Origin of the sequence: Tranquillimonas rosea, from assembly GCF_900111315.1 — a bacterium.
In the GTDB taxonomy this organism is placed as follows: Bacteria; Pseudomonadota; Alphaproteobacteria; order Rhodobacterales; family Rhodobacteraceae; genus Tranquillimonas; species Tranquillimonas rosea.
Genome location: NZ_FOGU01000003.1, coordinates 253,409 through 278,610, shown reverse-complemented (window position 1 = coordinate 278,610; position 25,202 = coordinate 253,409). Strand labels below are relative to the sequence as shown.

Here is a 25,202-nt window from a genome sequence, read left to right as displayed (position 1 = left end):
GCCCCGGGCGCGGGTGATCTCTGCGAAGGGGCTCATTCGGCGGCCACTCCTTCCAGCGTGTCGTCCAGCTCGTCGGCCGCGCCCTGCAGCGCCTCGAGGGTCGCGGCGTCGGGCTGCCAGTAGGCCCGGTCCGAGGCTTCCAGCAGCCGCCCGGCCATCCGTGCGCTGGCGGCGGGGTTCAGCTCGGCCAGCCGCCGGCGCATCGCCTCGTCCAGCACGAAGGTCTCACTCAGCCGCTGGTAGACCCAGGGCTCGACCTCGCCGGTGGTCGCCGACCAGCCCAGTGTGTTGGTGACATGCGCCTCGATCTGCCGGACGCCTTCCGGCCCGTGGGTCAGCAGGCTCTCGTAGAAGCGCGGGTTGAGCGAGCGTGACCGGGTCTCCAGCGCGATCTGCGCCTGCAGCGTCCGGACCTTGCCCGCGCCGCGCGTCTGATCGCCGATATAGACCGGCGCCGCGGTGCCCTTGGCGCGGCGCACCGCGCGACTGATGCCGCCCAGCGTGTCGAAGTAATGGTCCACCGTGGTCACGCCGAGTTCGACGGATTCGAGGTTCTGGTAGGCGAGGTCGACGTCGCCGAGCGCCCGCTTCAGAAGCGGTGCCTGGGCGGCGGCGGTGCCGTGGCGCGAATAGGCGTGGCTCTTGCGCGCCTCGTAGGCGTCGGCCAGTTCGTCCTCGGTGCCGAAGGCCGAGGAATCGACCAGCATGTTGACGTTCGATCCGTAGGCGCCCTCGGCGTTGGAAAAGACGCGAAGCGCCGCCGTTTCCATGTCGCAGCCCATCGCGTCGGCATAGTCGAGCGCGTGGGCCCGGACGAAGTTGCGCTCGACCGGCTCGTCGGCGGTCGCGGCCTTCCACGCCGCCTCGGCCAGCATCCGGGTCTGCAGCGGCAGCAGGTCGCGGAAGATGCCCGACAAGGTCATCACCACGTCGATCCGGGGACGGCCCAGCCGGTCCAGCGGGATCAGGTCGGCGCCGGACAGGCGGCCGTAGCCGTCGAAGCGCGGCGTCGCGCCCATCAGGTGCAGCGCCTGCGCGATGGGGCCGCCGTCCGACTTGATGTTGTCCGATCCCCACAGCACCAGCGCCACGCTGCGCGGCAGGGTCTCGTGCGTCTCGAGCAGCAGCTCGGCCTGCCGGGCGCCGTCCGCCAGCGCGAAGGCGGTGGGCATGCGGAAGGGGTCGAAGGCATGGATGTTGCGACCCGTGGGCAGGATGTCGGGATTGCGGATCAGGTCGCCCCCCGGCACCGGCGGGGTGAACTGCCCCTGCAGCGCGCGCATCAGCGCGGGCAGCTCGCTGTCCCGCGCCAGGAGCGCGTCGATGCGGTCGCGCTCTTCGACGTCGTCGCAGCCCATCAGGTCGATCTGCGCGGCCCGCGCCTCGGCCGTGGGCGGCGTGCCGACGACGTGCAGCCCGTCGGGGATCAGCGCGGCCTCGGTTTCCAGCAGGCGCAGCCAGAGCATGTCGACCGGCACGCCGCCGAGATCCACAGCGGCGGCCTGGTCGGCGATCATGCGTTCCAGCTCGGCCCGGCGGGTGTCGCACGCGACGCCGTCGCGCCAGCGGCGCACGCTTTCCTTAAGCTCGGTCAGCCCCTTGTAGAGCCCGGCGGCCGTCAGCGGTGGCGTCAGGTGCGACACGCAGACCGCGTTCGACCGGCGCTTGGCGAGTGTGGCCTCGGACGGATTGTTGCCCGCGTAGAGGTAGACGTTCGGCATGTTGCCGATCAGCCGGTCGGGCCAGCAGCTGCCCGAGGGGCCGGACTGGTGGCCCGGCATGAACTCGAGCGCGCCGTGCATGCCGAAATGCAGCAGCACGTCGGCGCCGAAATCGTCGCGCAGCCAGCGGTAGAACGCGCTGAAGGCGTGGGTGGGGGCGAAGCCGCCCTCGAACAGCAGGCGCATCGGGTCGCCTTCCCAGCCGAAGGTCGGCTGGATCCCGACGAAGACATTTCCGAAGGTGCAGCCCAGCACGAAGACGCCGCGGCCGTCGCTCTGGATGCGGCCCGGCGCCGGGCCCCAGGTCGCCTCGATCTCGGACAGCCAGGGCGTCGTCTCGACGATCCGATCGGCGCTGACATGGGCGGCGACGTTCGCCTCCTGCCCGTAGGTCCCGGCGTTGCCCTTGAGCACGGCGTCGCGCAGCGCCGCGACGCTGTCGGGCGGGTCGAGGTGGTGGCCCTCGGCCTTCATCGCGTGAAGCGTGTTGAAGAGACTTTCGAACACCGACAGGTGTGCCGCGGTGCCGACCGCGCCGGCATTGGGCGGAAAACCGTAGAGCACGATCGCCGCGCGGCGGTCGCAGGCGGGCTGGCGGCGCAGGCGGGCGAGGCGCAGCGCCTTGTTCGTCAGTGCCTCGATCCGTTCGGGGCAGGGCGCCATCGCGCGGGCATCCGTGGCGGGGGCGCACATCTTCGGGCAGCCCTGGCAGCCGCCGGTGCCGTGCCGGCCGGCAAACACCGTCGGGTTCGTCGCACCGTCGATCTCGGGCAGGGCGATCAGCATGGTCGTCTCGACCGGACCCAGCCCGGTGCCCGCCCGCGCCCACTCGCCCAGCGTCTGGAACTCCAGCGGATGCGCGGCGAGGTAGGGGACGTCCAGCCCGGTCAGCGTCGCGACCGCCGCATCGCTGTCGTTGTAGGCCGGCCCGCCCACCAGGCTGAACCCGGTGAGAGAGACCAGGGCGTCGATCCGCGCACCCTCGGGCCCGGTGAAGTAGGTCTCGATCGCCGGGCGCCCGTCGAGCCCGCCGGCAAAGGCGGGCAGGCAGCGGACGCCCTTGGCCTCGAACGCGCGGATGACGGCGTCGTAATGCGCGGTGTCCGAGGCCAGGACGTAGGATCGCAGCATGAGCAGGCCGACGGTCGCCACCGGCCGCTCGGGCGCCGGCAGGGCGTCGGGCGTTGTCACGACGCGCTCGGCGAGGTCGGGGTGATACAGGCCGACCTCGGGATGCTCGACCGGGGCGGCGGCCTCGGTCCCGCGCCAGCCAGTGTTGCGGCAGTAGCGCGAGATCAGGAAGCGGATCAGATGCTCGACGTTCTCGTCCGAGCCGCCGAGCCAGTACTGCATCGACAGGAACCACGCCCGCAGGTCCTGGGAGCGGCCGGGGATGTAGCGGAGGATCTTGGGCAGGCGGCGCAGCATGCGCATCTGGCGGGCGCCCGAGCTGCCCGACGGCGCGCGCGAGCCGCGCAGCCGCTTCATCAGCTTGCCCACGCCGCTCTGCGGGCGGGCCATGTCCAAATCGCCCATGCGGGTCAGCCGGACGATCTGGGCGTCCGCGATCATCGCGACGACCGCGTCCGCCCGTTCGCGGGCCGCGGTGAGTTCGGGCAGGATCGCCTGTACGTGCTCTTCCAGGAACAGCATGTTGGCGACGACGAGGTCGGCGTGCCGGACCGCATCCTTGGCTCGTTGCAGGGCGTCGCCGTCGCCGCCCCATTCCGCTGCGGCGTGAACGCTGACCTCGAGGCCCGGGAAATCCGCGGTCAGCAAGGGCAGCGCCCGCGCGGCGGGGCCAGCGGCATGGGCGTCGAGCGTGACGATCGCCACGCGGTAGCCCGGGATATGGTCGCTATCGCGCATAATGGGCCTTCGCCTCGTACAGCGTCTCGACTCCGATCTCCGCGACGCCCTTCTCGGCGGCGAAGGTCTCGGTGTTCCGCCGGGCCTTGCCGCGGACGAAGAAGGGCACCTTGCGCAGCTCGCGCTCGGCGGCGTCCAGCCACACTGGGCCCGCCTCGGGGACGGTGATTTCGGGGGTTGAGGAAGCCGTCTCGCGCACGACCGCCTTGCCGCCGTGATGCGAGGCGCCGGCGGCGTCGTGAAACTCGAAATCCTCGCGGAACATGTGCAGCAGGTGCTCTTCCAGCCCCATGACCAGCGGGTGCACCCAGGTGTCGAACAGCACGTTCGCGCCCTCGATCCCCATCTGCGGCGAATAGCGGGCCGGGAAGTCCTGCACGTGCATCGGCGCCGAGATCACGGCGCAGGGGATGCCGAGGCGCTTGCCGATATGGCGTTCCATCTGCGTGCCGAGGATCATCTCGGGCGCGGCGGCTTCGATCGTGCGCTCGACCTCGAGATAGTCGTCGGTGATCAGCGCCTCGACGCCGTACTCCCTGGCGAGCTGGCGGATCGGGCGGGCGAACTCGCGGTTGAAGCAGCCCAGCCCGGCCACCTCGAACCCCATCTCGTCGCGTGCGACGCGGGCGGCGGCGGCGACATGGGTGGCGTCGCCGAACAGGAAGACCCGCTTGCCGGTCAGGTAGGTCGAGTCGACCGAGGCAGAGTACCACGGCAGCCTCAGCCGCGACGTGTCGAGCCGCGGGGCGACGTCCAGCAGCCCCGCGATCTCGTCGACGAAATCGCGGGTTGCGCCGACGCCGATGGGAACCGTCCGGGTATAGGGCTGGCCCAGTGACTTCTCGCACCACCGGGCGGCGGCCTCGGCCGTCTCGGGATACATCAGGATATTCGCATGCGCCGCGCCCAGGCGGGCAAGGTCGGCCGGCGTCGCGCCCATCGGGGCGCAGACATTCACCGAGATGCCCATCTCGTCCAGCAGTGCCGTCACCTCGGTGATGTCGTCGCGGTGGCGAAAGCCCAGGGCGGTCGGTCCCAGCAGGTTGACCGAGGGGCGCGCGGTCCGCTCCATCGGGCCGGCGAGGTGCCGTACGAGCTGATAGAAGGTCTCGTCGGCGCCGAAGTTTTCCTTGCGCTGGTACGAGGGCAGCTCCAGCGCGATCACCGGGATCGGCAGGCCCATCGCCTCGGCCAACCCGGCGGGGTCGTCCTGGATCAGCTCGGCTGTGCACGAAGAGCCGACGATCAGGGCCTGCGGCTGAAAGCGCGAATAGGCGTCGTGGCAGGCCGTGGTGAACAGGTTGGCGGTGTCCGACCCGAGGTCGCGCGCCTGGAACGTGGTGTACGTGACCGGAGGCCGGTGATCCCGCCGTTCGATCATCGTGAACAGCAGGTCGGCGTAGGTGTCGCCCTGCGGCGCGTGCAGGACGTAGTGCAGCCCGCGCATCCCCGTGGCCACGCGCATCGCGCCGACATGGGGCGGCCCCTCGTATGTCCAGACGGTCAGTTTCATGCGCCGATCTCCCGCTGCGCGGTGGCAGCGGCGCCAACCTTAAGCAGCTCCTTGCGGCGGAGGGGGCGCGCGAACAGCGCGGCCAGATCGCCGGCCTGCTCGTAGAAATGCACCGGCGTGAACACCAGCTCGATCGCCCATTTCGTCGCCAGACCCTCGGCCTCCAGCGGATTGGCGAGGCCAAGACCGCAGACCGTCAGGTCGGGCCGGGCCGCGCGCACGCGGTCGAGTTGCAGATCGACGTCCTGCCCCTCGCTCAGTGTCGGTCCCGGCGCGATCAGATCGAGGTCCGGTCCGGCGATGGCCCGGTGGAGGAACGGCGTGCCGATCTCGATCGCCTCCATCCCGCACTCGCGGGTGAGGAACCGGGCCAGCGGCACCTCGAGCTGGCTGTCGGGAAAGAAGAAGATCGACCGGCCGCGCAGCGTCTCGGCGGCCGCGGCGATCGCCTTGCGGGCGCGGGCGCGGGGGGCGGCGGTCACGCGCTCGAACCTGTCGCGGTCCACGCCGAACTCGGCCGCCAGCGCCGCGAGCCACTGGGTCGTGCCCTCTTCGCCGAAGGGCAGCGGAGAGGGCACGTGGCGCGCGCCGCGGCGTTCCAGCGCGGCCAGCGTGTCGCCGAGGAACGGCTGGGTCAGGGCCACGCGGGTGTTCGGGCCGACATGGGGCATCTCGTCGACCCGGCGGGCCGGCAGGCACCGGACCGGACCGATCCCGAGATCGGCCAGCAGCTGAAGCGCCTGGTCCTCGACCACGTCGGGCAGGGCCCCCACCAGCAGCAGTTCGTGCGCGTCGGTGGCGGGCAGTTCGGGGACCATCGCCTCGAGACAGGCATCCTCACCCTGGGTGAAGGTCGTCTCGATCCCCGAGCCCGAGTAGTTCATCACCCGCACATGCGGTGCGTGGCGGGCCGAGAGACGCTGCGCGGCCTTGGCGAGATCCAGCTTGATGACTTCGGACGGGCACGAGCCCACGAGGAACAGCTGGCGGATGTCCGGGCGCCGTTCCAGCAGACGCGCGACCTCGCGGTCGAGCTCGTCCTGCGCGTCCTTCATGCCCGCCAGGTCGCCCTCTTCGAGGATGGCGGTGCCGAAGCGGGGCTCGGCGAAGATCATCACGCCGGCCGCGGATTGCAGCAGATGCGCGCAGGTGCGGCTGCCGACGACGAGAAAGAAGGCGTCCTGCATCTTGCGGTGCAGCCAGACGATGCCGGTCAGCCCGCAGAAGACCTCGCGCTGGCCGCGCTCCTTCAGGAGGGGTGCGTTGCGACAGCCGGTCTCGGGAGGCGGGGGCAGGTGGTCGCTCATGCCGGGACCCCCGCCTGAAGCCGTGCCGCGCGCAGCTTGAGCACGAACTGTCCCGCGTTGATCACGTAGGCGGCATAGGCAACGAGCGCGAGCGTCATGAGGGCGGGCGGTGCAAGTGCGCCGGTCCACAGCGCCCAGAGATATGCGGTGTGCAGCGCGATCACGGCCATCGACACGACGTCCTCCCAGAAGAAGGCCCGCGCGAAGAGCCAGCGCCCGAACACGACCTTCTCCCAGATCGCGCCGGTCACCATGATCGCGTAGAGGCAGGCGGTCTTGGCCACGATCGACCACGTCGCGACCGCATAGCCCTCGCCGGTTGCGAGATACCGCAGCACCAACACCAGCGAGATGGCAAAGACCGCGAATTGCAGGGGGGCAAGTATGCCCTGCACCAGCGTCCATCGGGTCGAGTCGCGCCGTGCGCGCTCGCCCGGTGTGTACAGGCTTGGTGCGGGATCGGGACGCACTGTCATTTGCGGCGATTCTCCCCGGTCAGGCGTGGCTGAACGGGTTCAGGTTAGTCGGGCCGCGTTCAAAGTGTCAACTTTAACTTACACAAAGTCACAAACTGTCAGGCTGACCGAGTAACTCTTCCTGACATTCGGCGGATTTCGCCCCGGTTTCCGCGCGGTGTGTCAATTCTTTTTGACAAGTGCCCTCGCGCCTAGAACACTGTAACTCGGCGTCAACCGGCGAAAGACCGCGCGCCCCGCCCAGGAAGAAGGGGCTCACCATGCCAGAAGACCAAGCACGACGGGCCATGCCCGAGTGGCAGGACACCGGCGCACCCGTCTCGTCGCTCGCCTCGCGGGCGTTGTCGGTGCTGGCCGCGCGCCGCGGAGCGCGGGTCACGGGATTGTCCGAGCCGTTCCTCGCCGAGCTCGAAGAGACGGTGCGGCACGGCGGTGTCGATGACCGGCGGCGGTTGATCGACCGGATGCGTGCGGCCCGCCTGGATGACGTGGCGCTTGCGGATCACTATATACCAGAGGCCGCGCGCCGCATGGGCGCCGCATGGTGCGAGGATTCGATGAGCTTCGCGGAAGTCACGATCGGCTCGGCCCGCCTTCAGGGCATGCTCCGCGAAATCGGCGAGAGCTGGGCCACGGCACGCCGCGCGGGCGGCGGCCCCAGCGTCGCGGTCATCGTTCCGGCGGACGAGTATCACACTCTGGGTGCAATGGTGCTGACCGGTCAGTTGCGCCGGCGCGGCGTTTCGGTTCGCCTCGTTCTGGGGCGTCCCGAGCCGGAGTTGCGCGCCATGGTGGCAAGTTTACACTTCGATGCGATCTTCCTGTCAATTTCGCATACTGAAAAGGTTGCACAAGCCTCGGCTATGGTAGACACCGTCCGCAGTGCGGCGCGGTCGTCCATCCCTGTGGTGATCGGCGGCGTGGCGATGAAGGATGACTCAGAGACGATGGCCCTCACGGGGGCCGACCATGCCACCAACGATCCCGACGAGGCGCTGTGCAGATGCGGCCTGGTCATCGGCGGGGCCCGGCAGACCCGCAGCGGCGGAGGGTAGGCGAAGCGGCGTCCGGCGCCGAGGCCGAAGGACAACAAATGAGCTCTCGCGGAACAAAGTACTGGTCGGCCCGGGCAATTCCGCTCATAGCACCGGATATTCTCGGCGACATCATCGCGACGGCGTCGGACATCTCGATCGTGGTCACCGACATGGGCCACGTCCTGTCGGTTCTCGTGAATCCCCACCACGCCAGCTTCGGCCATCTCGACCACTGGGAGGGGCGCGATCTGCGCGATTTCCTCACCGGCGAGAGCGTCACCAAGCTCGATGCGCAGCTCAAGAGTTTCAGCAGCGGCGAAGAGGCCACGCGCTCGGTCGAGTTGAACCACACGGACGGCACCACGTGGGAGTTCCCCGTGCGGTACTCGTTTCATCAGGTCGGGCCGGACGGCGCGCTGTTGATGCTGGGCCGGGACCTGAGGCCCATCGCCGAGATGCAGCAGCAACTCGTCGAGGCCCAGCTCGCGCTCGAGCGTGACTACGAGGCGCAGCGCGACTCGGATACGCGGCTGCGGGTGCTGATGGAATCGACGGACGACGCCGTTGCCTTTGTCTCGCTCGCCTCGGGCCGGGTCAGCGAACTGAACGCCACGGCGGCCTCGATCCTCGGGCAGGCGGCGGGCGATCTCGTAGGTTCGGCCTTTTCCGACCTGTTCCAGGGGGACGGGCAGCGTGACGTGATCGAACGGCTGACCGACCCCGACCGCGCGGATCAGCGCGGGCCGGTCGAGATGACCGCGCGCAAGACGGGGCGTCCGGTCGCCGTGACGCCGCGCGTGTTCCGCGCCGCGGGCGAGCGGATGCTGTTCTGCCGGATGGCCGAGATCGGGCCGGCCGGCACGGGAAGCGACGCGCTGACCGGTGGGCTGCTGGGCCTCTACGACCGAGGCGCCGATGCCATCGTCTTTACCGACCTGCAAGGCCTTGTCACCACCGCGAACGAGGCGTTCCTGAACCTCGCGGACCTGTCCCACGCGGGCGCCGCGCGGGGCAAGCCGATCGCGGATTTCCTGTCGCGCGGATCGGTCGATGCGCGCGTGCTCATCGACAACGCGGTGCGGGCGGGGCGCATGCGGCTCTACAGCACCAAGCTGACATCCGAGTTCGGCGGACAGACCCCGGTCGAGATCTCGGCCACTCACCTGAGCGACGCCGGTGCGATCGCCTTCGTGTTGCGCGACGCCGGCCGGGCCGAGGCGTTGCGGATGCCGCAGATCGGCGGCGGCGACGACAGTGCCCGCAGCGTGATGGAGCTTGTCGGGTCGGCGACCCTCAAGGAAATCGTCGCCGAGACCACCGATGTGGTCGAGAAGATGTGCATCGAAACCGCGGTCGAGCTGACGAACAACAACCGCGTCGCCGCGGCCGAGATGCTGGGGCTGTCGCGCCAGTCCCTCTACGTCAAGCTGCGGAAATACGGCCTTCTGGCGCGCCACGGCGACTGACGCGTCAGCCGGGCAGGCCGTCCCAGAACGCGTCGATCGCGCTCGCGACCAGTGCGGGCGCTTCCTCGTGGGCCAGGTGGCCGAGGCCGGGAAGATGTCGCAGCGTGGCGTTCGGCAGGCGGTGCGCGGTGCGCTCGGACGTGGCGGGCGGCACCGATCTGTCACGATCCCCGACCATCAACAGCGTCGGCGTCGTGATCTGCGGCAGGTGGTCCAGCAGTCCGTTCAGGCGCCACTGAGCCATCATCGCCAGCGTCGCGTCGACGTGCCCCGAGTCCGACACGAGCCGGCGATAAAGCGCGATGCCCTCGTCGTGGATCGTCGATCCGGTCGAGTCCAGCAGATCGCGCACCCGCTTCTCCGACCCGGCGAACCGCGCAAAAAGCGGCGGCACCACCGGGTTGAGCGCCAGCATCCGCGCCATCACGGGAAACAGCCATCCCGCGACGCCCTCGAACGTGCCGAGCGCGGCGTTGATGCCCACCACGGCCCGCGGTGGCGTGGTCATCGCCATCTGCAACCCGACGGCGGCGCCGGCAGAGTGGCCGACGATCAGGTCGGGCGCCCAGCCCTCCTGCGCGCAGAGCGTCGCGATGTCCTCGGCCAGAGGCCCGAGCCCGCACCGCATCCGCGCGCCTAGGCGGGTGAAGCCCTGTCCCGGAAAGTCCGGCGCGACCACGGTGAACCTGCGGGCGAGCAACGGGAACAGGCCGCGCCAGCTTTGCGTCGCGCCCCCCGCGCCGTGCAGCAGCAGCGCGACCGGCCCGCGACCGGCGACCTGCACGTGCCAGTGATGCGGGCGGCAGACGACGAAGCGCGAGGCTTCGGCATTGGGCCAGTCGCGTCCGTCGCGCGTCCAGTCCATCAGCCGAGCACGGCGGACACCGCCCCCGACAGGCCCCGCGCGTCGGCACGGGGAAGCGCGAGATAGGGGGCATCGAACGCGCGCGCCAGCTCTTCCAGCGACCGCGCCGGCCGGCGGCCGGTGTCGATCACCAGCCCGGCGATTCCCTCGGTGCGCAGAAGGCGGGCCATCCGGCCGGCATCCGCTTCGGCGGTGCCGCGGTTCGCCGAGCCGTCCAGCGCGATGTTCGCCCGTCCGTCGGTCAGCAGCGCGAGGCTCGGTGTCAGGCCGCGCCCCCGGCTGGTCCGCGCCAGCTCGCACCCCGCCTGCAATCCGGCGGCAAGCGGCGTGCCGCCCCCGCCGGGCAGCCCCGCAAGGTGCCGCTTGGCCTGCACCAGAGAACGCGTCGGCGGCAGCAGCACGTCGGCGCGGTTTCCGCGAAAGCCGATCAGAGCCACGTGGTCGCGCCGGGCATAGGCCTCGGACAGCAGGATCTCGACCGCGCCCTTGGCCTCGGCCAGACGCGCCATCGCGGCCGAGCCGCTGGCATCGACGCAGAAGATCAGCACGCGGTCCGATGTTTCCTCGTACTGCTTCACGCGGATATCGGCGGACCGGATATGCAGCCGCCTGTCCGTCCGGTCGGCGGCGCGGCGCATCGGCTGCCACGGCGCGGCGGCGCGCAGGGTGGCGACAAGGTCGATTCGGGCCCGCCCGTCGAGCGTGCCGGGTCGCGGGGGCAGCGGGCGGCCGCGCCGATTGCCGCGGTGGGCCGCGCCACTGCCGCCGGCCGTGCCCGCCCGCCGCGTCCGCGCCTCGGCCAGCCGCGACAGCAGGTCCGGCGGCAGGGCGGCGCGGACCGCGTCGAGCAGCATGTCGTCGGGGATCTCGGGGCGCTGCGTCTCTCCGTCCTGCTCGTGGGACTCTTCGGGCGGTGCGGACGTGTCGTCCTCGGGCGCCGGAGTGGCCTGCGCGCGGTGGGCGAAGGTCAGCTCGCAGGCAAGGCGCAGGTCCGCGTCCTGGACCTGCGATCGTCCGTCGAGGGTCGCTGCGGTGCGCGCTGCGGCGGCGGCGAAACCCGGCGGCCGCAGGCTCGCGATGCCCAGAGACGCCGCCGTGACCGCCAGCGCGTCGCGCTGCTCGGAGGCGAGGGTCACGGTCGGAAGAGACGCCGGGAGGTGCATGTCGAGCGGCCCGGTGTCGCGCAGTGCAACGTCGTCGAGCGACAGGAACAGGCCGATCCGGTCGGTCAGGGCCGGTGGCGGGCACTCGTCCCCATCGGCGGCCTCGTCGAGCAGGATCAGGCTGCCCGCGCCGCGGTCGAGCCACTGGCCGAGCGTCGCGGCAAGCCCGCTGCCGCATCGCTCGGCCGAGGTCAGCAGGATCGTCGCGCCGGGGGCGAGCAGCCCGTCACGCAGCACCGGTGTCCCGGCCGACAGGGTGGCGGCGAGGTCCATGCCGCCGCTCAGGGCGTCGGAGGCGATGGCAGGGTGAATCCGGCGCGGCGGCACCGGCAGGCGGTCGAGCGCCGCAACCACCGCGTCCCTTGCCGGTCCGGGCCGGGCGCGCAGCCACAGCCCGCCAAGGCCCGACGGGTCGGCCGCAAGCAGCCGCAGTGCCAATGCGGCCCTGTTCCATGTCTCGGTGCCGCTCATTCCGCGGCGGTCTGGTAGGGGCCGAACACATCGCCCAGCGTTCGTGCCACCCGCGCGGTCGATCCTGCCTCGTCGAGCGGATCGCGGCGCAGGCGGTGCCGCAGGGCCGAGGGCGCGACAGCCCGCAGGTGGCTGCGCCCGACCTCGTCCTGCCCGTCGAAGGCGGCCAGCGCGCGGGCGGCCCGCAGCAATGTCAGCTCTCCCCTCAGCCCGTCCGCGCCGAGCGCGACGCACAGCTCGGCGCAGTCGCGCAAGCCCTGTTCGGGCGTTGCGACCGATGGCAGTGCCGTCCGCGCCGCCTCGATGCGCTTGCGCAGCTTTCCGTCGCGCGGGCGCCAGGTCTTCATGAAGGCGTCGTTGTCGTGCTCGTAGGCGTCGCGGCGGCGCAGGACCTCGATGCGCTGATCGACGTCGGTGGGGGATGTGACCTCGACCGACAGACCGAACCGATCCAGCAATTGCGGCCTGAGTTCGCCCTCTTCGGGATTGCCCGAGCCGACCAGAACGAACCGCGCCGGGTGACGGATGCTCAGTCCTTCCCGCTCGACCACGTTCTCGCCCGACTGGGCCACGTCGAGCAGCAGGTCGACGATGTGATCCTCCAGCAGGTTCACCTCGTCGATATAGAGGTATCCCCGGTTGGCGCGGGCCAGCAGGCCGGGCTGGAACGCCTTTTCACCGCGGGTCAGCGCGCGCTCGATGTCCAGAGCGCCGGTCACCCGGTCCTCGGTCACGCCGAGCGGCAGATCCACCACGGGCGTCGGACGCTTGACCAGCCGCGTCGATCCGACCTCGGCCCAGTCCGGACACTCGGCGGCGCGGGCCGAGTTCACCGGGCAGCCCTCGACCTGACGGATCGGCGGCAGAAGGGCGGCAAGCGCGCGCACCGCGGTGGACTTGCCCGTGCCTCTGTCGCCGAAGACCAGCACGCCGGACAGCGCCGGCTCGATGGCGGTCAGGAGCATCGCCTGCTTCATCTCGTCCTGGCCGACGATGGCCGAGAATGGGAAGGGCTGTTTCATGGCGCTTCTCCGTTAGGCAAGGGGCATGGGATGCCGTCGTCCGTGGTCGCAGGCAGCGGCATGGTCAGGCCGCCTCCCGCCGGGGCCGCGCGAGCGGCGGGGTTCCGTTCCAGCTGCCGCGTTCGCCGGTCACGGCAAAGCGGGCGTAAAGTTCTTCCGCGAACCAGCCGCCCTCGCGCACCGCGCGGATGGCGCGGGCATGGGGCCCGCCCGCGCGGGCGAAACGGGCCATGCTGTCGGTGTCCGGCCAGATCGAGAAGGTGACCTGGTGCAGCACCGGGATCTCGCCCAGCCCGATCCGGAACAGGACATCGGGATTGGCGGCGATCATGGTGGAGATCTCGGGCGCGCGCCGCCAGAACCGCAGAAGCTTCGACGGGCGGATCGTGGCGCGCGTCAGCGCGGCGATCGGCCCCGCGACCTCGGCACTCCCTGCGGCGAACGGTGTGTGTCCGCTCCAGTGGCCGCGCACGCTGGTCGGGGCGAGAAACACGGTCCACGTCTCATCCGCGCGGCGGCGCCAGCGGTGAAAGGGCGCGCCATCCTCAACCTGCCGCTCTGCCGTGGTGGCGTCGGGCCAGGCCGCGAGGATCGCCCAGATCGACGGGTCCGGCGCGGCGAAGTTCTCGCCACCCGAGCCGCAGAGCTTCCAGAAGCTGCAACCGGGCAGGCGGGCCATGTCCCGACGGGCCAACGCCATCTGCCCCACCGCCCAGAGCCGGGCGGCGGCGGTGTCGAAGCGATGGACGCTGAGCGTGACGGTCTGGATGGCGAGTCCTCCGGTAATGTGTAAGCCTACACTGACACCGATTGAGGCGCATGCAAAGGAAAAGAGGGAGATTGTCAACTTAACTGGACATGGCTAGCATCGAGAAATGCAAACGCGACTCCCCCCCGACGCCCCGGCGTCCAATCGTCCGCCGGCGCTGGTCGTGGGGGCCGGGCTTGGCGGCCTCGCCGCCGCGATGCGGCTTGGCGCCAAGGGCTATCGCGTCACGGTGCTGGACCGGCTCGAGACACCGGGTGGGCGCGGCACGGCGCTGCATGTGGACGGCCACAGGTTCGACCTCGGGCCGACGATCGTGACGGTGCCGCAATTGTTCCGCGACCTCTGGACGGCGTGCGGCGGCGACTTCGACGCAGATGTCGACCTGCGGTCGCTCGACCCGTTCTACGAGATCCGATGGCCCGACGGATCGCGCTTCACCGCCCGCGCCGACACCGACGCGATGCGGGCCGAGGTCGCGCGTCTCTCGCCGGCGGACGCGAGGGGCTATGAGACGTTCCTCCGCGACAGCGAGCTGCGCTACCGGATCGGCTTCGAAGACCTCGGCCGGCGCCCGATGCATCGCTTGGCCGATCTGTTCCGAGTCCTGCCCGCCTTCGCGCGCCTCAGGGCCGACCGGTCGGTCTATGCCCATGCGGCGCGGCGCTTCCGGGACGAGCGGTTGCGGATGGCGTTCTCGTTCCACCCGCTGTTCATCGGCGGCGATCCGATGAACGTGACCTCGATGTACATCCTCGTCAGCCATCTCGAGAAGGCGTTCGGCGTGCACTACGCGATGGGCGGCGTGGCCGCGATCGCCGACGCGATGGCCCATATGGTCGAGCGGCAGGGCGGGCAGCTGCGGCTGGGCGTCGAGGCCGACGAGATCCTGGTGGACAAGGGCCGTGCCAGGGGCGTCCGGCTGAGCGGGGGCGAAGTGCTGCGCTCGGACGTCGTGGTGTCGAACGCGGATGCGGGCCACACCTACGACCGGCTGCTGCGCAACCATGAACGGCGGCGCTGGACGCCGCCGCGCCTGCGCCGCACGCGGTGGTCGATGGGGCTGTTCGTCTGGTATTTCGGCACCTCCGCCACGCGGGACCTGTGGCCGGATGTCGGCCACCACACCATCCTCAACGGGCCGCGCTATGCCGGGCTCTTGCGCGACATCTTTCTTAAGGGGCGTCTGTCAGAAGATATGAGCCTGTATCTTCACCGCCCCTCGGTGACCGACCCCTCCTGCGCGCCCGCGCGGGGCGACACGTTCTATGCCCTGTCGCCGGTGCCGCATCTGGGCCATGCCGACAGGGTGGATTGGGCGGCGATGGCCGAACCCTATCGCGAACAGGTCTGCCGGGTGCTCGAGGACGGCCCGCTGCCGGGCCTGTCGCGGCATCTCTCGGCCAGCCGCGTGTTCACGCCCGAGACATTCCGCGACCGGTATCTCTCGCCCCACGGCAGCGGCTTCTCGATCGAGCCGCGGATCCTGCAATCCGCGTGGTTCCGCCCGCACAATGTCAGCGAAGAGGCGCAGGGCCTGTTCCTGGTCGGCGCCGGTACGCATCCGGGGGCCGGTCTGCCGGGGGTCATCTCGTCGGCCGAGGTGCTGGATCAGCTCGTGCCCGAGGCGCGGCCGCTGCCGCAACAGATGGAGGTGGCCGCGGAATGATCGACCCGAGAGACCTTGAGCATTGCCGCGCCGCGATCCGTCACGGCTCGCTGTCGTTCCACACAGCCTCGCGCCTGCTGCCGTCCGAGATCCGCGACCCGGCGCTGGCGCTTTACGCCTTCTGCCGGCTCGCCGACGACGCGGTGGACCTGCACGAGGAAAAGGCCGCCGCGGTGCTTCGGCTGCGCGACCGGCTGGACCTGGCCTACCAGGGGCGGCCGCGCAACGCTCCGGCGGACCGGGCCTTTGCCGCGGTGATCGCCGACCACGACATGCCGCGTGCCCTGCCGGAGGCTTTGCTGGAAGGGTTGGCCTGGGATGCGACGGGCCGGCGCTATGCCTCGCTGTCGGACCTGCGGGCTTATTCCGCGCGGGTCGCGGCGGCGGTGGGGGCGATGATGTGCGTTCTGATGGGCGTCCGCGATCCGCACGCGCTGGCTCGTGCCTGCGACCTCGGCGTGGCGATGCAGCTGACGAACATCGCACGCGACGTGGGCGAGGATGCCCGCGCCCGACGGATCTACCTGCCGGCGGACTGGCTGGCCGAGGCCGGGATCGACCCGCGCAGCTTCTTCGCCGACCCGCTGCCCACCGACCCGATCCGCGCCATGGTGCGCCGGCTCCTGCGCGAGGCGGATGGGCTCTATGCCCGGTCCGAGGCCGGGATCGCCCTGCTGCCACGCGGGGCGCGTCCGGGGATTTTCGCCGCACGCCACATCTATGCGGGGATCGGCGGGGCCATCGTGCGCAACGGCTACGATTCGGTCAGCTGGCGGGGTCGGACGAGCCGCCGGCAGAAGGTCGGCTGGCTGGGCCTGTCGGTGGGGCGGGCGGCGTTTGGTTCGGTCATGCCGCGCTCGGCGGTGCTGTATGCGCCGCCGCTGCCCGAAACGGCGTTTCTGGTCGAGGCCGCGGCGCAGCGCGCGCCCGAGGTCCCGACATGGGGCGAGGGCAGGGCCGGTGCGATGATCGCCCTCTTTGCCCAGCTCGAAGCGCAGGACCGTGCGCGTGCGGGCTAGCCGCGGGCGTACGGGGCGCTAAAGTATCGCTCATGTTCTGGATTCTGTTTCTCCTTTTCCTCGTCGTCTGCGGGGCTTCGGCCACCACGGGTTCGATGTTCCAGCCGGGCGAGTGGTACCGGGCGCTCGACAAGCCGACATGGACGCCGCCGAACTGGGTTTTTCCGGTGACTTGGACGGTGCTGTACCTGCTGATCTCGGCGGCGGCGGCACGGGTCGCGCCGCTCGACGGCAGCGGCGTCGCGCTGGGGCTCTGGGCGATGCAAATCGCCTACAACACGCTCTGGACGCCGATCTTTTTCGGGCTGCGTCGGATGCGCCCGGCACTGATCATCATTGGGGTGCTGTGGCTGGCCGTCGCGGCGACGATGGTGGCGTTCCTGCGGCTCGACCTGTGGGCCGGGCTGATGTTCGTGCCCTACCTCGTCTGGGTCACGATCGCCGGCGGGCTGAACGCCAGCGTCCTGCGCCGCAACCCCGCTTACGCCTGAGGGCGGTCAGTCGAACCGCCACCCCGCCCGCCGGGGGACACGTACGGCGAGCATCGGCTTGAGCCAGGGCGATGCGAACCGGTCGAGGTCGAGCGCTTCGTGCACGCCGGTCGTGTCCTCGCCGCAGATTCGCGTGCGCACGGCCGATCGCGTATAGAACGGGGCGTCCAGCATCGCCTTCACCTGCCGCGCGCCGTGCCCTTCATCCGCCCGTGTCTCGCGCCGCACGGCCCAGAGCGAACGGGGCAGCGGCGTCTTCGGCGGCAGCGGCAGGCGATGGGCGCGGCCGTCCGGGCCGAAGCGCAACCCGACCGCCAGCGTGGAGCCATCCCGCCGCGTCGCGTCGTAGAAGCAGGCCGCCCCGTCGCGCAGCGGGAACCGCCCCCACGTCCAGTAGCTGAAATCGTCCTCCAGCGCGCGGCGGCCGAAATTGGCGTCGAAGTAGCCGTGCCCGCCCCATTGCCAGCCCCGGCCCAGATCGACCTCGATCCGCGCGGTCGGCGCGAAGGGGCGCCAGACATGCGCGCCGTTGGGGTGCAGCGTCAGCTCGCGGTCGGTCATGGCGGCTGGGGTCAGCACGATCCGCCCGCGAAGGCGCGAGACGAGGGGCGGGGCGGCGATCTCGTCGATGTCGATCTCCAGCCGTCCGCCCCGCCATGCCATCGCCGATGGCCCGATCCGCAGCGTGTCCCGGCTCTGTTTCAGGGCGGCGCGGCCGCGGTCGGTCATGGCGAACCGCCCGCCGGGCCCGTAGGTGGCGACGTTCAGGCAGCAATGGTTCTGCGGTTCGCGCCGGCCAGACCAGCGGTACCAGGGCGAAAAGACCGAGCCTATGAAGCCGATGACGCTGACGGCGCGGGTGCCGTCGTCGCTGAGGCCGTCGACGTACCACCAGGCGTAGCCGTCCGGCGGGACGTCGACGTCGAAGGCCGGTCGCTCAGTATCGCCGCGGCCGCGTGCCGGCCCGAGAGCGTCGCCATCGGCACCCCCGGCCCCGGATGCACCCCGCCCCCCGCCAGGTAGAGCCCGGCGATCCGGCTTCGGGCCGTCGGCCTGCGGAATGCCGCCATCATCCCGTGAGGGCTGAGACCGTAGAGTGCCCCCGCGCTGCCGGGACTCAGCGTCTCGAACCCCTGCGGCGTCGTCAGGGCGCTGTCCGGCGGGGGCGGCGTGAAGGTCAGCCCGTGGCGGGCGAGCGCGGGAAAGGTGCGAAAGCGGCATGTCGGGGGCTCCTCCTCGGCGCCGCCGGGCAGGGGCGGAGCGTTCATGATGATCTCGAAGCGTTCGAGGTCGGGCGGCGTCAGGCCGGTGCCGCGATCCTCGGCGCAGACATAGAGCGTCGCCGCCCCGGTCGGGGCGCCACGGTCGAGCGGATCGAACTCGTCGGCGGGATCGGCGCAGAAAAAGACGTTGTGATGGGCCAGATCAACGCCGCTCGCCTTCGCTGCGAAGGCCCAGACACTGGCCGAGAGGCTGCGCCGCCGGGCCTGCCGGGGCGTAACGGCGTCTGTCGCGCCCTGCACCATGCCGGTGCGCAGCGCTTCCGGATCGCCGTTGAACAGCGCCGCGTCGCAGGGCAGGCGGGTGCCGTCGGCCGTCTCCACCGCCGTGACCGTGCCCTCGCGCCGTTCGATCCCGGTCGCCGTGGTGCTGTAGAGGATGCGCGCGCCCAGCGTCTCGGCGCGCGCGGCGATAGCGCGGGCGAGTGCATGGAGCCCACCGTCGACCCGCCAGACACCGCCGGCCTCGGCCTGCCAGATCAGCGACAGCAGTGCCGGAGTGCGGGCCGGCGTGCCGCCAACATAGGTGGCGTATCGTCCGAACAATTGACGCAGGCGCGGATCGGCAAAGTGACGGCGCAGGCGTCTGGCCAGGGTCTGACCCGGCATCAGGGCCGGCGTCAGCCCCGGCCGTCCCATCAGGGCTCGGGCGATCCCGAAAGGCGAGGGCGCCGGGGCGCGCATCACCGGGGCGTCAAACGCGGCATAGAGCGCGCGTGCTTCGGCCGAGAACCGCCGGAAGCCGTCCGCCTCTTTCGCGCCGGCAAGGGCATCGACGGCCTCGACGTTGAGCGCCTCGTCGGACCACAGGTCCAGTGACGCGCCGTCGGGCCAGTGATGGCGCGCCAGCAGCGGCTCGGCCGTCAGGACCACATGGTCGTCCAGCCGCGCGCCCGTCTCTTCGAAAAGGTCGTCGAACACGCCCCGCAGCGTCAGCACCGTCGGCCCGGCATCGACGGGCCCGGCAGGGCTGTCGATCTGCCGGGCCTTTCCCCCGGGCGTCTGGTGCAAGTCGAGGACGGTCACCGCGCATCCCGCATGGGCCAGCCGAAGCGCGGCCGCGAGGCCGCCCAGCCCGGCGCCGATCACCACGATGCGGTCAGGTCGCGTTGCCATGCGGCGATTGTTGACTTGCAGCGCCTAAGTGTCCAGACTGATTTACAGTATGTGTCCAAATATTGTGACACTTTGTCGGAGGCCCGCCATGTCGCTCAACGCCCGCATCGAAACCGCCGTCGCGGCGGCCCTCCGCTCGGCGCATGGCGCAGACGCGCCGCCGCAGCTTGGCTCGGCGCTGGATTATGCGGTGACACCCGGCGGCGCGCGCATCCGGCCGACGATCCTCTTGAGCGTGGCGATGGCCTGCGGCGACGACCGGCCGGCGCTGTCCAATGCCGCCGCCACCGCGCTTGAGTTGATCCACTGCGCCAGCCTCGTGCATGACGACATGCCGTGTTTCGACGATTCCGACCTGCGGCGGGGCAAGCCCAGCGTGCATCGCGCCTATTCCGAACCGCTGGCGCTGCTGACCGGCGACAGCTTGATCGTGCTGGCCTTCGAGGTCCTGGCCCGGGCCGCGCCGGACGGGCCGTTGCGCGGGATGGAGCTTGTCCGCCTGCTGGCGGCGCGCACCGGAATGCCCGGCGGCATCTGCGCCGGCCAGGGCTGGGAGAGCGAGCCCCGAATCGACCTCTCGGCCTATCACCGGGCCAAGACCGGCGCGCTGTTCATCGCGGCGACGCAGATGGGCGCCGCCGCCGCCGGGCAGGAGCCGGAGCCCTGGGCCGAGCTCGGCGCGCGCATCGGCGAGGCCTTCCAGGTGGCCGACGACCTGCGCGACGCGCTCTGTGACGAGGGGCAGCTGGGAAAGCCCTGTCACCAGGACGACCTGCACGGCCGGCCGAACGCGGTTGCCGAGCTTGGCGTGGCCGGAGCCATGTCGCGGCTCGACGACATCCTCTCCGGTGCCATTGCCTCGATCCCCTCCTGTGCGGGCGAGGCCGCCCTGGCGGGGATGGTGCGGGCCTATGCCGACCGTCTGGTGCCGCAGGGTGCGCGCCGCACGGTTCCGGGCGAATGAGCGGGGCGCGTGGCTGATCTCGGACTGCCGATGCGCCGCAGCCGCCCGGGCTGGGCGGCGCTGCGCAACCGGCTCGTGGCGTCTCCCCGGTTCCAGGCATGGGCCGCCAGGTGGCCGCTGGTCCGCCGCATCTCAGGACACGAGGGCACCGCGCTGTTCGGGCTGGTCTCGGGCTTCGTGCAGTCGCAATGCCTTGCGGCCCTGGTGGAGTTCGAGATTTTCGAGCTGCTCATGGAGGACCGGCTCGACGCCGACGCGGTCGCCCGGCACCGTGGCTTGCCGCGCGACCGGGCACGGGTTCTCTTGCAGGCGGGCGCGGCGCTGAAGCTGCTCGACCGGCGCGGGGACGGCTACATGACCGCGCGCCGCGGTGCGGCCCTTATGGGCGTGCCGGGGCTGACTGCAATGATCTCGCACCACGCGGTTCTGTATCGCGATCTGTCCGACCCGGTCGCGTTCTTCCGCGGCGAGACAGAGACCGAGCTGGCGCATTTCTGGCCCTATGTCCTTGGCGCCGAGGGCGCGGACGACGCGCAGGCCGCGCGGTACTCGGCGCTGATGAGCGACAGCCAGGGCCTTGTCGCAGACGAGACGCTCGACGCGGTCAGACTGCGCGGGGTGCGACACCTGATGGATGTGGGCGGCGGGTCGGGCGCCTTCCTCAGGGCGGTCGCCGCCAGGTATCCCGCGCTTGACCTCACATTGTTCGACCTGCCGCAGGTGGCGCCCGTCGCGCGGAAGGCTCTTGCGGCGCACGGTCTGGACGGCCGGATAGCGCTGGAAAGCGGCTCTTTCCGCGACGAGTCGCTGCCGCGTGGCGCGGATGCGATCAGCCTGGTCCGGGTGCTTTACGATCACGGCGACGATACGGTCGGCGCGCTTCTGGTGCGCGTCCACGACGCGCTGCCGCCCGGCGGACGGGTGATCGTGAGCGAGCCGATGTCCGGCGGCGCCCGGCCCGAATCGGCAGGCGACGTCTATTTCGCGACCTACACCCTGGCGATGCGCACAGGGCGGGCCCGGTCGGCTGACGAGATCGCGGCGGCGCTCCGCGCGGCGGGGTTCGGAGCCGTACGCCATCGCCCTACCACACGGCCTTTCGTGACCTCCGTCGTCGAGGCGTGGAAGCCTGTCAGCCAGGACTGACAGTCTTCAATGTCTGTTTAGATTGACATAAAGAAGTGTAAGGTTAAACTGACACATGAGCTTACGAGTGGCTCGGTCCATCGGACCGGCCGCCAACCGGGGCACCAACAGCGGGGAGGCACGCGCGATGCAGACCAATGCCGTTATCCTGCAGGGACCGCAGCAGCTGGACCTGGGCGCCCTTGACCTCATTGCCCCCGCCGCGGGCGATCTCGTCATCGAGATCGCGTCGTCAGGCATCTCCACGGGAACCGAAAAGCTGTTCTGGGACGGCACGATGCCGCCCTTTCCTGGCATGGGATACCCGCTGGTGCCGGGCTACGAATCGGTGGGAGAGGTGGTCGAGGCCGGAGCTGGCACCACCCTGCGCCCCGGCGCCCGCGTCTTCGTGCCGGGGGCCAACTGCTTCGACGGCGCGCGCGGCCTTTTCGGCGGTGCGGCCAGCCTGCTTGTGACGCCCGAGTCGCGGGTCACGCCGGTCGACCCGGCGCTGGGGGCCGAAGGAGCGCTGCTGGCGCTGGCGGCGACCGCCCGGCACGCGCTGGCCGGCTTCGACCACACGCTTCCCGAACTGATTGTCGGTCACGGCACGCTCGGCCGGCTGCTCGCGCGGCTGACCCTTGCCGCGGGCGGCCAGCCCCCCGTCGTGTGGGAGATCGATCCCGCCCGGCGCGACGGAGCCGCCGGCTATGACGTGATCGCGCCCGAGGACGACGCCCGCCGCGACTATCGCAGCATCTATGACGCGAGCGGCCGGGCCGACATGCTGGACAGCCTGATCGGCCGTATCGCGCGGGGGGGCGAGGTCGTTCTGGCGGGCTTCTACGCCGCGCCGCTGCAATTCGCTTTCCCGCCCGCCTTCATGAAGGAGGCGCGCCTGCGCGTCGCCGCCGAGTGGACGGCCGACGACATGGCCGCGACCCGCGCGCTGATCGATGCCGGCGCGCTCTCTCTCGGCGGTCTCGTCACCCATACCCTGCCGGCAGACCAGGCGGGCGCGGCATACGGCACCGCGTTCACGGATCCCGCCTGCCTGAAAATGATCCTGGACTGGAAAGGTACCGCATGACCCTCGACGTTCCGAACCTCAAGGACTTCGACCAGCGTCTGCGCGACGAGGCCAACGAGGACCTCGCCGATCTGATCTCCGAAGAGCCCACGAAACAGACGCAGATCATCGCGATCTACGGCAAGGGCGGGATCGGGAAATCGTTCACGCTCGCCAACCTGAGCCACATGATGGCCGAGCAGGGCAAACGCGTCCTGCTGATCGGCTGCGACCCGAAATCGGACACGACCTCGCTGCTGTTCGGCGGCAAGGCGTGCCCCACGATCATCGAGACCTCGACGAAGAAGAAGCTCGCCGGCGAGGAGGTCGCCATCGGCGATGTCTGCTTCAAGCGCGGTGGCGTCTTCGCGATGGAGCTGGGCGGGCCCGAAGTGGGCCGGGGCTGCGGCGGGCGCGGGATCATCCACGGCTTCGAGCTGCTGGAGAAGCTGGGCTTCCACGACTGGGACTTCGACTACGTGCTGCTCGATTTCCTTGGCGACGTGGTCTGCGGCGGCTTCGGCCTGCCGATCGCGCGGGACATGGCTCAGAAGGTGATCCTGGTCGCGTCGAACGACCTGCAATCGCTTTATGTCGCCAACAACGTCTGCTCGGCGGTGGAGTACTTCCGCAAGCTGGGGGGCAATGTCGGCGTCGCGGGGCTGGTCATCAACAAGGACGACGGTTCGGGCGAGGCGCAGGCCTTTGCCGAGACGGTGGGCGTGCCGCTGCTGGCGTCGATCCCGCAGGACGACGACCTGCGCAAGAAATCCGCGAACTATCAGATCGTCGGCAGCGCGGCCTCGCGCTGGGGCGACCTGTTCGCCGGGCTGGCCGAGCAGGTCTCGGCCGCTCCGCCGGTGCGCCCCGAGCCGCTGGACCAGGACGGTCTGCTGGCGCTGTTCGATTCCGACGAGGTCGGCGGCGGCATCGTGCTGGAGCCCGCGACCGACGCGGACATGCGCGGCAAGTACGCCACGAAGCGGGAAAGCCTCGAGGTGATCTATGACGACGCGTGACGATCTTCGGATCGCTGACGCGATCCGATCCGCCGGGAGGGCGCCGCCCTCCCGGACCCTCCCGGGATATTTTCGGACAGAAGAAGTGAGGGCGTGATGGCGAAGGACAAGTCCTGCGACGCTGACGGACAGACGGAGGCGACAGCCACCGGAGCGACGGGGTGCCACGGCGGCGCCGCAGAGATGGAGCGCGCGGCCCGCGCGGCGGGGCAGTCGGAAGTGCTCGACCGGTATGCCGCGGACTACCCCCAGGGTCCGCACGACAAGCCCCAGAGCATGTGCCCGGCCTTCGGATCGCTGCGGGTGGGCCTGCGGATGCGGCGTGTGGCGACGGTCCTGTCGGGCTCGGCCTGCTGTGTCTACGGGCTGACCTTCGTGTCGCATTTCTACGGCGCGCGGCGGTCGGTCGGCTACGTGCCGTTCGATTCCGAGACGCTGGTGACGGGAAAGCTGTTCGAGGACATCCGCGAGAGCGTACACGCGCTGGCGGACCCGGCGCGTTACGACGCGATCGTGGTGACCAATCTGTGCGTGCCGACCGCCTCCGGCGTGCCGCTTCGGCTGCTGCCGGACGAGATCAACGGTGTCCGGATCGTCGGAATCGACGTGCCGGGGTTCGGGGTGCCGACCCATGCGGAGGCGAAGGACGTGCTGGCGGGGGCGATGCTGAACTATGCCCGTCGCGAGATCGAGGCGGGGCCGGTGGCGCGGCCCGTGTCGGGGGTGTCGGACCGGCCGAGCGTGACGCTGTTAGGCGAGATGTTCCCGGCGGACCCGGTAGTGATCGGGCAATTGCTGGCGCCGATGGGGCTGGCAGCGGGGCCGGTGGTGCCGTGCCGGGAGTGGCGCGAGTTGTATGGCGCGCTGGATTGCGGGGCGGTGGCGGCGGTACATCCGTTCTACACCGCGGCGCTCAGGGAATTCGAGGCGGCGGGGCGCCCGGTGGTGGGCTCGGCGCCGGTGGGACTCGACGGCACGGCGGATTGGCTGGCCGCGATCGGCGCGGCGTTCGGGTTGTCCGCAGACCATGTGGCGGCGGCGCAGAACGCGGCTATCCCCTTGATTCGAGAGGCTTTGAAGGCGGCGCACATCGACGGGACGATCACGCTGTCGGGCTACGAGGGCTCGGAGCTTCTGGTGGCGCGGCTGCTGATCGAGAGCGGGGCGCGGGTGCCGTATGTGGGCACGGCCTGTGCGCGGACGGCGGCGGCGGAGGTGGATGCGGCGTGGCTGGAGGCGCAGGGGGTCCGGGTGGTGTTCCGGGCGTCCCTGGAGGACGACCTGGCCGCAATGGAGGGCGTTCGTCCGGACCTTGCGATCGGCACGACGCCGGTAGTCCAGAAGGCGAAAGAGCTAGGAATTCCGGCGCTTTACTTCACGAACCTCATCTCGGCGCGACCGCTCATGGGCGCCGCCGCCGGGGGGTTGGCGGAGGTCGTGCGGGGGGCGATCGGCAACCGGGAGCGGATGCAGCGGATGCGGGCCTTCTTCGAGGGGGTCGGCACCGAGGACAGTGCCGGGATCTGGGAGGGCGAGCCGAATTTGCGCCCGGATTTCAGGGCGTTGAACCAGCGCAAGCTGGAGCGCCAGGCAAAGGCCCGCAAGGCCGAGGAGATGATCTGATGGCGATGCACGAGGCATGCACAGGGTGTGCACGGAGCGTGCACAGGGCGGCATACGATGTGCGGTCGGGCGCCCGGGCCGGCGGGCGCGGTGCCTGTGCCGGGCCGGCGGGTTCTGGATATTTCCGGGCAGAAGAAGGATGGGGCCGAGC

General features: G+C 70.6%; 20 protein-coding genes. 10 read left to right on the top strand and 10 right to left on the bottom strand.

The window, feature by feature from the left end; all coding sequences use genetic code 11:
• Positions 1-32: 32 nt before the first annotated feature.
• From BMZ25_RS06450 to bchF, 4 genes are read right to left on the bottom strand one after another with little or no spacing between them, the layout of a single operon-like run.
• Positions 33-3,590, bottom strand: coding sequence for a magnesium chelatase subunit H (locus BMZ25_RS06450; RefSeq protein WP_092690442.1), 3,558 nt, complete (start codon positions 3,588-3,590; stop codon positions 33-35).
• Positions 3,580-5,103 (bottom strand): ferredoxin:protochlorophyllide reductase (ATP-dependent) subunit B, encoded by a 1,524-nt coding sequence (gene bchB / locus BMZ25_RS06445; protein WP_092690438.1) that lies wholly within the window; start codon positions 5,101-5,103, stop codon positions 3,580-3,582. The genes BMZ25_RS06450 and bchB overlap by 11 nt, the downstream gene beginning before the upstream one ends.
• Complete coding sequence (locus BMZ25_RS06440; RefSeq protein ID WP_092690433.1) at positions 5,100-6,410, bottom strand: ferredoxin:protochlorophyllide reductase (ATP-dependent) subunit N; 1,311 nt, start codon at positions 6,408-6,410, stop codon at positions 5,100-5,102. The genes bchB and BMZ25_RS06440 overlap by 4 nt, the downstream gene beginning before the upstream one ends.
• Positions 6,407-6,886: a 2-vinyl bacteriochlorophyllide hydratase gene (gene bchF, locus BMZ25_RS06435; RefSeq protein WP_092690428.1), complete on the bottom strand. Its 480-nt coding sequence runs from the start codon at positions 6,884-6,886 to the stop codon at positions 6,407-6,409. The genes BMZ25_RS06440 and bchF overlap by 4 nt, the downstream gene beginning before the upstream one ends.
• A gap of 260 nt (positions 6,887-7,146) precedes the next feature.
• Between bchF and BMZ25_RS06430 the strand changes: the two genes are divergently transcribed.
• Together BMZ25_RS06430 and ppsR are read left to right on the top strand one after the other, a co-directional pair.
• Complete coding sequence (locus BMZ25_RS06430) at positions 7,147-7,941, top strand: cobalamin B12-binding domain-containing protein (protein WP_092690425.1); 795 nt, start codon at positions 7,147-7,149, stop codon at positions 7,939-7,941.
• 38 nt (positions 7,942-7,979) lie between these two features.
• On the top strand, positions 7,980-9,389 hold the full coding sequence (gene ppsR, locus BMZ25_RS06425; protein WP_092690422.1) for a transcriptional regulator PpsR: 1,410 nt from the start codon (positions 7,980-7,982) through the stop codon (positions 9,387-9,389).
• A 4-nt stretch (positions 9,390-9,393) separates the two neighbouring features.
• Here the strand turns inward: ppsR and bchO are convergent, their stop codons facing one another.
• The 4 genes from bchO to crtA all read right to left on the bottom strand — a co-directional run bounded on the left by bchO (position 9,394) and on the right by crtA (position 13,679).
• A complete protein-coding gene (gene bchO, locus BMZ25_RS06420; protein WP_092690419.1) occupies positions 9,394-10,254 on the bottom strand; it encodes an alpha/beta fold hydrolase BchO in 861 nt (286 codons plus the stop codon).
• The gene (locus BMZ25_RS06415; protein WP_092690416.1) at positions 10,254-11,888 is read right to left on the bottom strand and encodes a magnesium chelatase subunit D; all 1,635 of its coding nucleotides are present in this window, start codon (positions 11,886-11,888) and stop codon (positions 10,254-10,256) included. Before BMZ25_RS06415 ends, bchO begins: the two co-directional genes overlap by 1 nt.
• Entirely contained in the window at positions 11,885-12,910 is a 1,026-nt protein-coding gene (gene bchI, locus BMZ25_RS06410; RefSeq protein ID WP_092690412.1) for a magnesium chelatase ATPase subunit I, read from the bottom strand. Before bchI ends, BMZ25_RS06415 begins: the two co-directional genes overlap by 4 nt.
• A gap of 64 nt (positions 12,911-12,974) precedes the next feature.
• On the bottom strand, positions 12,975-13,679 hold the full coding sequence (crtA, locus tag BMZ25_RS06405) for a spheroidene monooxygenase (RefSeq protein WP_408033427.1): 705 nt from the start codon (positions 13,677-13,679) through the stop codon (positions 12,975-12,977).
• Between the two features lie 106 nt (positions 13,680-13,785).
• On the opposite strand from crtA, the gene BMZ25_RS06400 reads away from it, so the two are divergent.
• The 3 genes from BMZ25_RS06400 to tspO are packed head-to-tail and all read left to right on the top strand — an operon-like array spanning position 13,786 to position 16,855.
• Positions 13,786-15,345, top strand: a complete 1,560-nt coding sequence (locus tag BMZ25_RS06400; RefSeq protein ID WP_092690409.1) for a phytoene desaturase — start codon at positions 13,786-13,788, stop codon at positions 15,343-15,345.
• Complete coding sequence (crtB, locus tag BMZ25_RS06395) at positions 15,342-16,364, top strand: 15-cis-phytoene synthase (protein WP_092690406.1); 1,023 nt, start codon at positions 15,342-15,344, stop codon at positions 16,362-16,364. Before BMZ25_RS06400 ends, crtB begins: the two co-directional genes overlap by 4 nt.
• Positions 16,365-16,396: 32 nt before the next feature.
• The gene (gene tspO, locus BMZ25_RS06390) at positions 16,397-16,855 is read left to right on the top strand and encodes a tryptophan-rich sensory protein TspO (protein WP_092690400.1); all 459 of its coding nucleotides are present in this window, start codon (positions 16,397-16,399) and stop codon (positions 16,853-16,855) included.
• Between the two features lie 6 nt (positions 16,856-16,861).
• On the opposite strand, the gene crtC is transcribed toward tspO, so the two are convergent.
• Together crtC and crtD are read right to left on the bottom strand one after the other, a co-directional pair.
• Complete coding sequence (crtC, locus tag BMZ25_RS06385; RefSeq protein ID WP_092690992.1) at positions 16,862-17,698, bottom strand: carotenoid 1,2-hydratase; 837 nt, start codon at positions 17,696-17,698, stop codon at positions 16,862-16,864.
• A complete protein-coding gene (gene crtD, locus BMZ25_RS06380) occupies positions 17,686-19,251 on the bottom strand; it encodes a 1-hydroxycarotenoid 3,4-desaturase CrtD (protein WP_092690397.1) in 1,566 nt (521 codons plus the stop codon). The genes crtC and crtD overlap by 13 nt, the downstream gene beginning before the upstream one ends.
• 88 nt (positions 19,252-19,339) lie before the next feature.
• On the opposite strand from crtD, the gene BMZ25_RS06375 reads away from it, so the two are divergent.
• From BMZ25_RS06375 to bchY, 5 genes are all read left to right on the top strand, one after another.
• Complete coding sequence (locus BMZ25_RS06375; protein ID WP_092690394.1) at positions 19,340-20,215, top strand: polyprenyl synthetase family protein; 876 nt, start codon at positions 19,340-19,342, stop codon at positions 20,213-20,215.
• 30 nt (positions 20,216-20,245) lie between these two features.
• Positions 20,246-21,361, top strand: a complete 1,116-nt coding sequence (locus BMZ25_RS06370; protein ID WP_092690391.1) for a methyltransferase — start codon at positions 20,246-20,248, stop codon at positions 21,359-21,361.
• Between the two features lie 127 nt (positions 21,362-21,488).
• Complete coding sequence (gene bchC / locus BMZ25_RS06365) at positions 21,489-22,430, top strand: chlorophyll synthesis pathway protein BchC (protein ID WP_092690386.1); 942 nt, start codon at positions 21,489-21,491, stop codon at positions 22,428-22,430.
• The gene (locus BMZ25_RS06360; RefSeq protein ID WP_092690384.1) at positions 22,427-23,428 is read left to right on the top strand and encodes a chlorophyllide a reductase iron protein subunit X; all 1,002 of its coding nucleotides are present in this window, start codon (positions 22,427-22,429) and stop codon (positions 23,426-23,428) included. The genes bchC and BMZ25_RS06360 overlap by 4 nt, the downstream gene beginning before the upstream one ends.
• Positions 23,429-23,524: 96 nt before the next feature.
• Complete coding sequence (bchY, locus tag BMZ25_RS06355; protein ID WP_092690379.1) at positions 23,525-25,051, top strand: chlorophyllide a reductase subunit Y; 1,527 nt, start codon at positions 23,525-23,527, stop codon at positions 25,049-25,051.
• The last annotated feature ends 151 nt before the right edge of the window (positions 25,052-25,202 follow it).